The organism is Sulfurimonas lithotrophica, assembly GCF_009258225.1.
Classification (GTDB): domain Bacteria; phylum Campylobacterota; class Campylobacteria; order Campylobacterales; family Sulfurimonadaceae; genus Sulfurimonas; species Sulfurimonas lithotrophica.
This window is the reverse complement of sequence record NZ_CP043617.1, coordinates 2,174,537-2,186,846: the sequence shown is the minus strand read 5'-3', so window position 1 is coordinate 2,186,846 and position 12,310 is coordinate 2,174,537. Positions and strand designations below refer to the sequence as shown.

General features: G+C 33.5%; 14 protein-coding genes. 1 reads left to right on the top strand and 13 read right to left on the bottom strand.

Going from position 1 to position 12,310, the window contains the following annotated elements:
* The first annotated feature begins 1 nt into the window (after nucleotide 1).
* On the top strand, nucleotides 2-589 hold the full coding sequence (locus tag FJR48_RS10910) for a response regulator transcription factor (RefSeq protein ID WP_152308159.1): 588 nt from the start codon (nucleotides 2-4) through the stop codon (nucleotides 587-589).
* 5 nt (nucleotides 590-594) lie between these two features.
* Here FJR48_RS10910 and FJR48_RS10905 read toward each other — a convergent pair whose 3' ends face one another.
* The 13 genes from FJR48_RS10905 to FJR48_RS10845 are packed head-to-tail and all read right to left on the bottom strand — an operon-like array spanning nucleotide 595 to nucleotide 12,303.
* Nucleotides 595-2,118 carry a response regulator gene (locus tag FJR48_RS10905; protein WP_152308158.1) on the bottom strand — a complete coding sequence of 508 codons (1,524 nt, stop codon included), beginning with the start codon at nucleotides 2,116-2,118 and terminating at the stop codon, nucleotides 595-597.
* Nucleotides 2,119-2,121: 3 nt separating this feature from the next.
* The gene (locus FJR48_RS10900) at nucleotides 2,122-2,979 is read right to left on the bottom strand and encodes an alpha/beta hydrolase (protein WP_152308157.1); all 858 of its coding nucleotides are present in this window, start codon (nucleotides 2,977-2,979) and stop codon (nucleotides 2,122-2,124) included.
* The gene (locus FJR48_RS10895; RefSeq protein WP_152308156.1) at nucleotides 2,976-3,332 is read right to left on the bottom strand and encodes a hotdog family protein; all 357 of its coding nucleotides are present in this window, start codon (nucleotides 3,330-3,332) and stop codon (nucleotides 2,976-2,978) included. The genes FJR48_RS10900 and FJR48_RS10895 overlap by 4 nt, the downstream gene beginning before the upstream one ends.
* Before the next feature lie 5 nt (nucleotides 3,333-3,337).
* The gene (locus FJR48_RS10890; RefSeq protein WP_241856065.1) at nucleotides 3,338-3,601 is read right to left on the bottom strand and encodes a phosphopantetheine-binding protein; all 264 of its coding nucleotides are present in this window, start codon (nucleotides 3,599-3,601) and stop codon (nucleotides 3,338-3,340) included.
* A gap of 41 nt (nucleotides 3,602-3,642) precedes the next feature.
* Complete coding sequence (locus FJR48_RS10885; RefSeq protein WP_152308155.1) at nucleotides 3,643-4,782, bottom strand: class I adenylate-forming enzyme family protein; 1,140 nt, start codon at nucleotides 4,780-4,782, stop codon at nucleotides 3,643-3,645.
* Entirely contained in the window at nucleotides 4,769-6,859 is a 2,091-nt protein-coding gene (locus FJR48_RS10880) for an MMPL family transporter (RefSeq protein ID WP_152308154.1), read from the bottom strand. The genes FJR48_RS10885 and FJR48_RS10880 overlap by 14 nt, the downstream gene beginning before the upstream one ends.
* On the bottom strand, nucleotides 6,856-7,335 hold the full coding sequence (locus FJR48_RS10875; protein WP_152308153.1) for a hypothetical protein: 480 nt from the start codon (nucleotides 7,333-7,335) through the stop codon (nucleotides 6,856-6,858). Before FJR48_RS10875 ends, FJR48_RS10880 begins: the two co-directional genes overlap by 4 nt.
* Nucleotides 7,314-8,063, bottom strand: a complete 750-nt coding sequence (locus tag FJR48_RS10870) for a lysophospholipid acyltransferase family protein (RefSeq protein WP_152308152.1) — start codon at nucleotides 8,061-8,063, stop codon at nucleotides 7,314-7,316. Before FJR48_RS10870 ends, FJR48_RS10875 begins: the two co-directional genes overlap by 22 nt.
* Nucleotides 8,053-8,598, bottom strand: coding sequence for a hypothetical protein (locus tag FJR48_RS10865; protein ID WP_152308151.1), 546 nt, complete (start codon nucleotides 8,596-8,598; stop codon nucleotides 8,053-8,055). Before FJR48_RS10865 ends, FJR48_RS10870 begins: the two co-directional genes overlap by 11 nt.
* Complete coding sequence (locus FJR48_RS10860; RefSeq protein ID WP_152308150.1) at nucleotides 8,591-8,851, bottom strand: acyl carrier protein; 261 nt, start codon at nucleotides 8,849-8,851, stop codon at nucleotides 8,591-8,593. The genes FJR48_RS10865 and FJR48_RS10860 overlap by 8 nt, the downstream gene beginning before the upstream one ends.
* 6 nt (nucleotides 8,852-8,857) lie before the next feature.
* Complete coding sequence (locus FJR48_RS10855) at nucleotides 8,858-10,087, bottom strand: beta-ketoacyl-[acyl-carrier-protein] synthase family protein (RefSeq protein WP_152308149.1); 1,230 nt, start codon at nucleotides 10,085-10,087, stop codon at nucleotides 8,858-8,860.
* A 9-nt stretch (nucleotides 10,088-10,096) separates the two neighbouring features.
* A complete protein-coding gene (locus tag FJR48_RS10850; protein WP_152308148.1) occupies nucleotides 10,097-10,792 on the bottom strand; it encodes an SDR family oxidoreductase in 696 nt (231 codons plus the stop codon).
* A complete protein-coding gene (locus FJR48_RS10845; protein ID WP_152308147.1) occupies nucleotides 10,789-12,303 on the bottom strand; it encodes an HAL/PAL/TAL family ammonia-lyase in 1,515 nt (504 codons plus the stop codon). Before FJR48_RS10845 ends, FJR48_RS10850 begins: the two co-directional genes overlap by 4 nt.
* Between the last annotated feature and the right edge of the window lie 7 nt (nucleotides 12,304-12,310).

The following is a 12,310-nucleotide window of genomic DNA, read 5'->3' as shown; positions in this document are numbered from 1 at the left end:
GATGACTAGAGATAACATAAGTATTATTGTAGTTGAAGACGATGATAATGTCAGAGAGGAACTTGTCGAGATTTTAAGTTCTTTGTTTAAACACGTCGCAGAAGCTAAAGACGGCTGCGAAGGTTTGGAATATATACAAAAATATAAACCCGATGTTTTGATATCCGACATAAGGATGCCGTGTTTAGACGGCTTAGATATGCTAAGCGAAGTAAAAAAAGCACATAAAGACATAGTTACTATATTTGCCTCGGCTTTTAGTGAAAAAAGTTATCTGCTGGATGCTATAAATATGCAGGCAAACGGTTTTCTTTTAAAACCTATAAACGTAGAAGAGTTAATAGAAAAAATAAAAGAGAGTGTCAGTATCGAAGATGATGCAAACAATGATGTTTTAGATGTATTGTCTAAACGGGAATATGAAGTTATGTGTGATATTGCAAGAGGCATAAAACCTGCGCAAATAGCTGAAAAATACGGCGTAAAACCAAAAACAATCAGTACATACAGAAGAAGGATACTCGAAAAGTTATCACTTGTCTCAAATTCCGATATTGTTAAATACGCAATAGAAAAAAAGTGTATATAGTTAGTTTACTTTAGCGGAATAACTATAGTAAAAATAGCACCTTTATCGGTATTTGATACCAATATATCTCCGTTTATATGATCTTTGACTATAGTTTTGGACATATATAATCCAAGTCCAGTACCCTTGTTTTCTTGTTTTGTAGTGAAGTATGGCTCAAATATATGCTCAATTATTTCAGCATCTATCCCACCTGCATTATCTTCAACAGATACTAAAGCGATGTTGTTTATTTGGTTTATATTTATATCTATTTTTGGCTTTTTAATCTCGTTTATTATAAGTGCATCCATGGCATTTGCCAAAATATTTAATATCACTTGTGCCAACTCGTTTGCTATGATGCTTAGTTTTGTATCTATTTCTGCATGGACTTTAACAGATATGCCGTTAGCTTCTAAAGTGGGCTCTATAATTACAAGTGCTTTATCTATAACCTCAGATATATATATATTTTGAATATGTTTATCGTCTTTAAAAAAGTTTTTAAAGTCTTCAATGGTATTTGACATTTGAGAAACTAAGTTTAATCCTTTGGAGACACTTTCGTTTAATTTTTTTTCATCAAGTGTACCCATTGAGAAAAATAATTTTTGTTTTTGCAGTACCAGTCCAAGTGCATTAAGCGGTTGACGCCACTGGTGGGCTATGTAGGTTAACATTTCACCCATTTCAGCCATCTTTGACTGATGAATAAGCATTTTATTATATTCCCAATTTTTTTGAATCTCTTTATCGAGTTTGCTTTGCAAAAGTTCTTGCTGATGCTTGATGAGTTTTTTTTGTTTTAAATCTTCCATCATCTTATCGACTTTTAGGATAAACTCTTCCGGTACAAAAGGTTTTTTAATAAAGTCGCTTGCTCCGTTTTTGATTACATAAGATATCATTTCGGCTTTTGACGTACCGGATAAAATCATAATCGGTGTAGAGATATGTTCAGGGATTTTTTTTATTTTGGCCAGAAGTTTATCACCGCTCATTTGGGGCATCTCCAAATCGGCTATAACCGAATCGATTTTTTCGTTTTTTATAATATTTAGTGCATCTACACCGTTTGTAGCTTCGTAGATATTAAAACCGCGTTTTTGCAGAAGTATATTTAGAATCATTAAAGTTGTGGGAGAATCATCTACGATAAGTATATTAAATTGGTCGTTGGTGGATATTTTTTTTATAAGTTCGACTATGTTAAAAGAGAGTTCGTTAAAGTTCCTCTCTTTTATTATATAGTCGATAACGCAGTTGTAAGAGAAAAGTTTTCTTCTTTTTTTATTGTCTTTTTCAAAAGTAAATATAACTACTTTAACACCTTCTTTTTCTTCAAATATATCAAGAAGTTCCTCTCCGCTGCCATCTGGAAGGTTTAAGTCTAAAAGACAAAACTCAAAATCGCTATTTGTTAAAATCTCTTTTGCTTGCAATATACTAAAAGCTTGTACTACATCAAAGTTAGCATTTGTTAAATACTTCGTCAGGTTGTCATTTACGAGTTTTGAACCATCTACTATTAAAATTGAATTTGGCATGATTTATTTAAAAATTTTCTTTTGTTGCTTAAATAATAAAGTGTTGTCCTCCAAAATTTTTAAAAAATTATCTCTTACTTCCAAGTTATTGAAACTTTGTACATGAGCGGCATCTTTGACTATCCAAAGGGCTTTTTTAGCCTTTGTCATATTATATAGTTCTATGGAGTCTTCATAATCTACAACTATATCGTCATCTCCTGCTATGAACAGTATGGGTGTTTTTAAATATTGAATATTTTCATCGGCATTTAATTCTTTTGGTACTGTAAGGTAGGGTATCCAAGAAAAAGGGAAAAGAATAATACTTCTTCTGAGAAGACTGCTTAACACATCGTCAAAACCCGTAAATGTTGAGTCTGATACGGCAAAAGAAAGGTAATCATACTCTTTATTTTTTAGTGCGTTTATTACAAATGTTCCGCCCATTGATTGACCTATAAGTACTATTTTTTTCTCTTTATCCAAACTGTGAGCATATTTGAGTGCTGCTTTAACATCATCTACAAAACCAAATAGGTCGGCTTCAGCATATGACTCTCCATAGCTTCTATAATCAAATATAAACAAATCATAACCTGCATCAAGTATCCACAGCCATTCTGTAAACCTAAAAGACATATTTTGTTTCATACCGTTAGCCAAGACGATAAGACCTTTTGAATTTTGTTCATCACTCTTTATGTGGTATGCATAAAGTTTTGTAGAATCTTCAGATAAAAAAGTATGTGAAGTGTAAGAATATTCATAGTTTTTAGGAGAGTCGTAAATTTTGTTATCAGACGGAAAAGTTTTTGGACCGCAAGCAACAAACAATAAGCTTATAAATACAAGGATTATTGAATGTATAATAGTTTTCATTGTATTACAACTACATATCCGCCGCTTGCTATTGTCACGCCGTTTTGTTTTGCTTCAAAGGACAGATGTCCGACACCGCTTACACGATTTAAAAGCTCTATATGCATCTGACATTCCGAGATCGTAGGTTTAGAATGTAGTTTTACATTTTTAAGAGTTGTCAAAAAGCCGACTCTTCCTATCTCTTCTTCTAGTGCTATAGCTATCGTACTTTGAGCGGCAGCTTCTATAATCATTCCTAAGCTTGGAACTTCCCCAAATTCATTTTGAACTATTGCCTTATCCCCATCTCTTGTGATTACGTGTGAAGCAAATCGTACCGGTTTTTGATGTGGAAGAATAAGCTCAGTCATGTAGTTTATGCGTTAGCAGTTTGTTGTTCGTTAATATACTCACATAAAGAAGTAGGTGTGGCAAAAATGCTCTCAGCAGCATTCATGTTGGTAACTTTAACACCAAACTCTTTTTCAAGTACAAGTGTAAGTTCAATAGCATCCACTGAATCTAGACCTAAACCTTCATCACCGAATAATGCTTCATTATCTTCTATTTCATCCGGCGTCATGTCTTCAAGGCTTAACCCTTCGATTATTTTTTCTTTTAACTGAGTTGTCGTTATCACAAAGTATCCTTAATTAATATTGTCTGAATTATACCAAAATATTACTCAAAACCAATTTTTTTCCCCACAGATGAGCGGATAATTTTTTTGTGATTAAAAATTTTAAACGGTAGATGCAAAGAACCGAAATGTTTAGTAAAGAGTTCTTTTAAGACTTTTGCTTGAAGTTTTTGATCTGACTCTACATATATTTCAAGTATTTCGTCTTTTAGTGCTTTGTCATCTCTTTTTATTTTTATAAGTACGGCATCTATGTAGTTAAGATTTTCTATTATAGCTTCGATTTGCAGTGTTGAAATACGCTTACCTGCAATTTTTGCTATATTTGAACTTCTGCCTATAAGTTCAAAATCTTTGTTTCCTATAACCTCTACTATGTCTTCGGTTGCAAAGGGTAGTTCAACGTTTTGAATAAAAGAAGTTAATGTTTTTGGAGCTATAAAAGGGGAAAATATACCGAGCATATTATTTTCGGTCGTAAGCGTAACACTCTCAAATGCATGCCAAATTTTTTCATCATTTATTTTATAAGCTATAGCCCCCGTTTCGGTTGAACCGAATATTTGTAAAACCGAAGAGTTAAATTTTTCACTAAATGTTTTTGCATCCTCATGGTTTAGAGGAGCAGTTGATGTTATAAAGAAACTATCTTTTAAACTATCTTGTTCCGTTGTTTTATTTAGGGCTTTTATGAAAAGCGGAGTGGTTATAACAAGGGTATTTGGTTTTTTAGCTTCTGCTATAAGTTCTTGGATTAAAAAGTTTTCTTTTGTATGAAGTTCAACTCCAAGCTTATGAGATAGCAGTGCACCTGCTTCGATACCATAAAGATGAATAAAAGGTACGGTTGCAACTACACGCTGTATTTTTGAAGTATCGAGTACCTTAATCAAATCATCAATAGCAAGTTCAATATTTTTACGTGTCTTATATACACCGGTAGGATCACCCGTAGTACCCGATGTAAAAAATAAAAACTGCATCCCCTCTTGGGTTATATAATCTCTGTCAAAATTTTCTACATACTTTTTTAAAGAGGGCTGTGTTTTATCGTAAAGAACTTCAAAAATCTCATTTTCATAACAATATATCGCGTGAACAAGACGTTCTATTTTCGTAGATGCATCCGGTATCGGACGAATTTTTTCATAACTTTGTGTGTCGATATTAAATATTTTCATTTTTGCCCTTTAAAATTAATAAAACGAATATAGACATAATCCCAACCGAGATTACATATCCTATGGAGTGAAGTGAATTTACACTTGAGAATATAAGTACCCCAAAACCTGCAAACGTGCTAAGCATAGCGTAACGTATAGCTTTTGTAGTTTGTGAGTGTGTTGAAGTGTCCAACATATATATACCGTAATCTATCCCTATAGATATAAGAATGACCAGTGCAAACATATGCATAATATTTAGCTGCGAATAAAATGATAGCGTGAATAGTACCACACTTACGGGAAATAGTATGTAACTCAGAGGATATAAGATTTTTGTTTTTGATATTCCAAATAAAGATCCGAGTACGAATATTAAAGAAAATATAGTAAAAATCAAAAGAGTATTTTTTAACTCATCCAAATTTTTTGATAATATCTCTCCCATATTTAATATAAGCAGGTTTTCATCACTTGATATCTTGTCGTCTTTTTCTATTAGAGCCAAAGTATAAAACTTGTTTTGGTATTTAATGATTTTGAAATCTATATCATCAGGTAGAACCATTTCACATTTTGTATTTTGTATATTTAGATATGTGTTTTTAAAAATATTGCTAAAACCTATATCTGTTGAAATACTGTTTATCTTTTTGTTGAGTTGAATAAAATCATAAGTTTTAAGTGTATTTAGCTTATCTTGGCATTTGTTTTGGCTATATATAAAGTTTCCTATACCTTTAATTGAGGGATGTTTTTGTTCGACTTGTTCATATTTTTGAAGAAGTTTTTCTTTTGTCGATGCACTGAGTAAAAGTCTTTGGTATTTGTCTGCACCTAGTGAAGTATTGAACTTTTTTGAGATATCTTTTAGTTTTGTATTTTGATAATCCAAGCTTTTTAAATCTGAATCAAATTCTAAAAAGAGTGTCGAATAGATAAGCATTAAAATAGATATAGTCGTTACTATAAGCGGATTAAAACTTTGCAGCTTTGTATTTTTTTGCTTTATATGTGGAGATTTTATATTTAGATATGGAAATGCCAAGCTAAAGATTATATATGCCGATGCGAGTGATACTACGGAAAAAAGGCTAAGCTCGGCAAAGAGTTTTATATCTATAAAACTAAATATTAAAAATACTCCAAAAGTTGTTAAAAATCCAAAAAATACTTTTTTTTGTTTTATAAACTTTTTAGCTTCAAACTCGTCGTGAAAATAGTAGTGAAACATATAGTCTATAGAGATAGTAGTTATGCTAATACCAAACACAAGCGATATAATATTTATCTCATCATATATAGATGTAGATATTAAAACGGCAAGCATCGCAGATGAACTAAGTGCTAAAACGGTATGAAAAAATAGTTTTATATTTTTTAAGATAATAAAATAAAGCACTAACAGCAATATTGAAGATAGAGTGATTATATCTGTGGCATCTGCTTGTATATAAGCAGAATTCTCAACTAAAAAATAAAAAGGTGCGAATGATATTGTGTTAGGATATTTGTCGGTTATCGAGTGAATTTGATTGTATAACTCTCTTGATTTGCTAGCTTGGGAGAGTTTTATTTTTGTTGTGGCTTTTAATATGTAACCGTGTTCTTTTAGTTTTAGATATCTCTCGTTTGAGATTTTTCCAAAACTAAATAGTCCCATAGGATCACTGTTATCTACGGGTGTATAAAATACAGATGTCGATATCTCGTTGTAAATTTTTTGTAACTTATTTTTTATCTCATCGTCGCTAAATTTTTTATTTTTAAAATCAGATAGCAGATAGTAGTTTTTTGCTATATATTCTCTTATCTCTTTAGATGGAAGGAGGGATATTTTTACCGTATCGATTGCTTTTAGTTTTAATAAATCTTCTTTTATTTTGTAAAGTTTATCTAAAGCTTTTTTATCAAATCCTTTTGTAGATATTAAAATATCACTTGATGAACCGAGCTTTTGAGATATTTGGTAAATCTCGGTGCTCTCTTTTGAAAACAAAGCATCCATAAAATTTGTAGAGATTTTTATATTTTGCAAATTGAGCAGAGTTATAGTACCCAGCAATAAAAAGATTAATATGTTTAGATGTTTCATTTTTTAACTATAGTGATTACATCTTCATTTTTCATGTGCATTTTAAAGCTTTTAACTTTATTGTTATTTGTTTGTATATTAATTTTTTCAATTCTAAAATCAATACCCTCTTTTGGATAAAGCGTATATAAGTTTTTGTCTTGTTCTACTGAAAAGTTTTTATTGTCTTTATAGTTGTTTATATCATCAAGTTCACGAATTAATTCTAAATAAACTTTTGTATATTGCAGTGCACGACCCTCTAAATTTTGAATCTCACCGTTACCTTTATCTATTGTAACACCCTCTTTTGAAGAGGTGACTTTTTGGTATTGTGGTTTATCGTATGTAATCGAGATGCTTTTATTGTTTATAGAGATAGTTCCGCTTTTTTTAAACTCGACTTGTACCGCTTTTACATATCTAAATTCATCAAATTTATATGATTTTGCATCTAAAGTGAGTGTTAAAAGTATTAAGAGTAAAGTATTTCGCACATTTCGTCCTTTTTGTCTTGCAATAGTTTTTGGGTGTATTTTAAAAGTTCACGTTCGCCTTTAAAATTTTTCGGGTCAATCGGTTTTAACATTTTAACATGAACATCTGTTTGTTTTAGAGTTTTGTAACATGGATCACCTTTGGCGAGCACTTTTCCGCTTCCCTCTATTACAATCGGTATTATTGGAGATGAAGTGTTTAATGCAAGACGAAAAGCGACTTTTTTAAACTTGCCAAGCTCTTCTCCCGCTTGATGCCTAGTACCTTCGGGAAAGATTATAACGTTTCTTCCTTCATTTAACTGCTTTTGGAGCTCTTCATAGCTTTTAGCCACCGCACCCAAATCGCTTGAGTTTAGATATCTGATGCCGATAAGTTTTGCCGAGGTAGATGCTATGGGTATCCATGTTACGTTTACGTTTGTAAGTGATAGATACTTTGGTATAAATGAGCCGAGTATAGGGTAATCTATACTTGATTGGTGGGTAGCTACATACACCGCACCCATTGGAAGCTCATCCGGAATATCGAGGATAAGATTAATTTTGGGTACAATTTTGAAATATAGCTTAAATATGTATCTTGGGAAGATTTGAAATGCATCTTGGGGATATTTTGTAAATAAAAATGCTATAAGATATACGGTATATGCAGGGATTAAAAGTGCAAAAATAAGAGCCCAAAAAAGTACAAGTGCCCATAAAGAATATAAACATTTAATTCTCAAAGTTTTTTCTCCAGACAAACCTTCCGTATATTATTTGAATAAACAGAGCACTAAAAAAGAATATATACCAACCAACCGAAGTATAAAATGCCCATATGTAGTCACTGGCAAAGTAAACTACGGCTATTTGAATTGCCGTATTTATCATTGTAACAACAGCCCAATAAGCATCTCCTTTTTTTAGATAATCGACCTCCCAATCTTGAAGCTTTTTTGGATAAAACTTTGTTGTTGAAGTATAAATCAACTCTTTATTGTTTAGAGTTGAATCTACAAACAGTACAAAAAATACGGCAGATAAAGTTACCGGTACAAGCTTTACAATTTCAAAAGATGCAAAATTATATGCGGATAAAAGCATTACTATATAAAATAAAGGGAGGATGAGGTCTCTTAAAGAAGTTTTTTTAATATATCTGTATATAAAAAAGATAACCGATAAAAATAGATAGATTAAAACAACCGCTTTAAACTCAAAATTGTACATAAGTACAATAAAGAGCGGAGCATATAAAAGAGAGAGGAGTTTAGCCATTTTCTTTGGCTGTTACAGTATCTACAATAAAGTTGCAAACATCATCGATAGTTGCCAAATTTTTCATTTCTTCAGGTTTAGTTTCAATCCCGAGTTGTTTATCGAGTGTAACCATTAAGTCAATTGCATCTAAGCTGTCTAAATCTAAGTCTTTATAGATATGAGCGTCTAGTACTACTTCATCATCTTCTATTTCGAAGTCATTTATTAAAGTAGTTTTTACTTTCTCAAAAATTTCCTCTTTTGTTACCATAATTTATTATCCTTTATACTCTTGAAAAATTAACGACGTATTTATCCCACCAAAGGCGAAGTTATTATTCATGACAATTTTACAATCTTTATTCTCATTTTTTGCTAAAACATTAATCTCTGCACATTCTGGATCCAATGATTCAAAGTTCATGGTTTTTGGTAAAAATGATTTATTAAGTGCCAATAAACATATAACACTCTCGACTACTCCACAACCGCCAAGCAAGTGTCCCATATGACCTTTTGTACTACTGATAGGGGTATTACCGCCAAATACGCTAAATGTAGCATGACTCTCGGCTATATCGCCTTTCTCGGTAGCTGTAGCATGAGCGTTTATGTAATCAATCTGTTCAGGTTTAAGATGTGCATCTTCAAGCGACCACTCCATAACACTTTGCATACCTTCTTTAGACGGTGTTGTTAAGTGTGAACCGTCACAACTTGTTGCATAACCGATAATCTCACCGTAGATTTTAGCTCCGCGAGCAAGTGCGTGTTCAAGTTCTTCCAAGACTATAGCCCCGCTTCCTTCACTGATAACCAAACCGTCACGTGAATGATTAAAAGGTCGAGATGCTTTGTGCGGTTCGTGGTTATGGTTAGACGATGCAGCACCGAGTACGTCAAATATACCTGCTGAGAGGTGGTGTTGCCCCTCGGCACCGCCACAAATCATAATATCACTCATACCGTATTTTACACTCTCATATCCTACACCGATAGCCTGAGCCGAAGATGTACAAGCAGAACACGTCGGTATATTACGACCTTTTATCTCAAACATTTGGGCTATATTCGCAGCTACTGTATGACTCATAACTTTTAAAAACGCCATAGAGTTCTGAGCTTTATAACTCTTTTGCTCGTGTACTTCAGATATCCATCTAAATATCTCTTCATCCGCACCCATTGTAGAACCAAAAGATATACCGCATTTTTTAGAAGATAAAAGTTCCTGTGACAGCTTTGCATCAGCTATCGCATCTGCTGTAGATATAACATTCAGTTGAGCAACTCTTCCCATAGAACGGCGGTATTTTCTTGGAATCTCACCTTTAAAGTCAAGGTTTTTTACTATTCCGCCGATTTTTGTGCTAAGATCAGGAATCTCTTCAAATTCGGGCAAATATTCTATTCCGCATTTTTCAGCTTTTAAAGATTCGTAAAGCTCGTCATAACTGTTCCCAAGCGGTGAATTAAGTCCGATTCCCGTAATTACTACTCTTTTCATTTATGCCCCTTACGTGATGACCATACCGCCGCTTATATTTACGGTCTCTCCCGTAATATAAGAAGCTTTGTCACCTAGAAAAAATACAGTCTCAGCCACATCCTCAGCTTTACCGATTCTTCTAAGTGGTATAGTTTTTTTAAGCTCTTTAAGCGGTAAATCTTTTGTCATGTCTGACTCTATTAAACCGGGTGCTACAGTATTTACACGTATTTTGTAACGTGCAACTTCTTGTGAAAGCGCTTTAGTAAAAGCTATCATTGCACCTTTTGCGGCAGAATAGTTAGTCTGACCCGTATTACCGACAAGACCAGATACACTCGCTACGTTTATAATTGAGCCGTTTTTATTTGATATCATGTTTTTAAGTACGGCTTTTGTAACATTGTATGTACCGTTTACGGAAGTGTTTATTACGTCACTCCACTCATTGTCTTGCATGAAAAAGAAAAGGTTGTCTTTTGTAATACCTGCGTTGTTCACAAGTACGTCAATCTCCAAACTTTCAAGTTTTGAAAACACATCCTCTTTATTTACAATGTCAAAACCTAAAATCTCAGAGTTTTCAAGTTCGGCTTGAATCTCTTTAGCTTTTGCCTCTTGTGAGCGGTAGTGCAGATATACAAAATATCCATTGTCGTGAAAATATCTTGCACATGCTTCACCTATAGCACCGGTTGAGCCGGTAACTAAAACTTTTTTCATGCTAATTTACCTTCTTGAATCATTGCATTAACTGCTCTTATATCACCGTCCATACGTCTGTCAAACTCTAGTTTTTCTACAATAGAACGAACGGAGTCGTAGTTTTTTTGTAAAGTGCTAGAACAGTTTTCGTATCCGCGGATATCTACGGCCTGAGCCATACCGATAAATGCAATACTTAACATATTTGTTAAATCAGGAAGTTGTTTTTTAAAGTGAAGTGCTGCCGTTGTACCCATACTTACTTTATCCTGGTTAAAAGACTCTGTAGGACGTGAGTGTAGAGATGCTGCGGTTGTATTTATCATAACATCAGCCGCAAGTGAGCTAAGTGAAATCTGCATAGCTTTAAAACCGTGGTGAGTTGATTTTTTATTTAGTTTAAGAGATTCGCCCAGACCTTTGTTAAATTTATGGTCAACCAATAGTCCAAACTCTTTATCAAGTAAATCTGCAACGTTTCCTGCACATATACGCATAGTATCCATAGCATGAGCTATATAACCGCCGTAGAAGTTACCGGATGTGTAGATTTTTTTACCGACATGGTCGATAAGAGGATTGTCGTTTACACCGTTAATCTCAGTTTTAATCCACTTTTTAGCAACTTCAAGGTTGTCGCGAACTACACCTAGAACTTGTGGAGCACAACGGATAGAGTATCTGTCTTGAATATTTTGTTCAGCTTCTAAGTGAAAGTTTTCGTAACGACTGAACGCTTCGTGAGTAAGTTTGGAACCTTCACATTTTGCCAATACGTTAGCAGCTACGGCTTTTTGCCCATCAAAAGGTTTACTCTCATGCACAAACGGCTCCAGAGGTGTAATATCACATAATAAAAGTTCAAATATAGATGCTACAAAGCTCTCCATAGAATCAAGTAGTATTTCAAATTTTTTAATAGAATCAATTGCGATTGAACTCATTGAAGCCGTACCGTTCATAATAGCCAATGCTTCTTTTGGTTTAAATACGTAAGCCTCAATTCCAAGTTCTTTATAAACTTCTTCGGTAGGTCTTATTTCATCATTAAAGTAACACTCACGCTCACCCGCGATAACTGCTGCAATATAAGATAACGGAGTTAAATCTCCACTAGCTCCGACTGAACCCTGAGCAGGGATAACAGGGTATATTTTATTATCTAAAAGAAGCTCAAATCTTTTAAGTAAATCGTAGCTGATTCCGCTTTTACCTTTTGAGAGAGAGATCATACGAATAGTTACCATGATTTTAGAAATCTCGGCACTCAGGTTTTCACCAACACCACAACCGTGAAAGCTATAAAGATTTTTTTGTAATTCCTGAGCTTCTTCAAAAGCAGCATAGTTCTGACCGGCTTCACCATAACCTGTCGTTACACCGTAGATAGGTCTTCCGTTTTTAATGTTTTCAATTAAAAAGTCATGTCCGGCATTGATAAATGCTATAAATTCGGGATCATTGCTAAGTGTTACTTTTTCATCATAGATGAAATTTTCATATGCTACTGTATTGTTGTCTATTACCATGATTTTT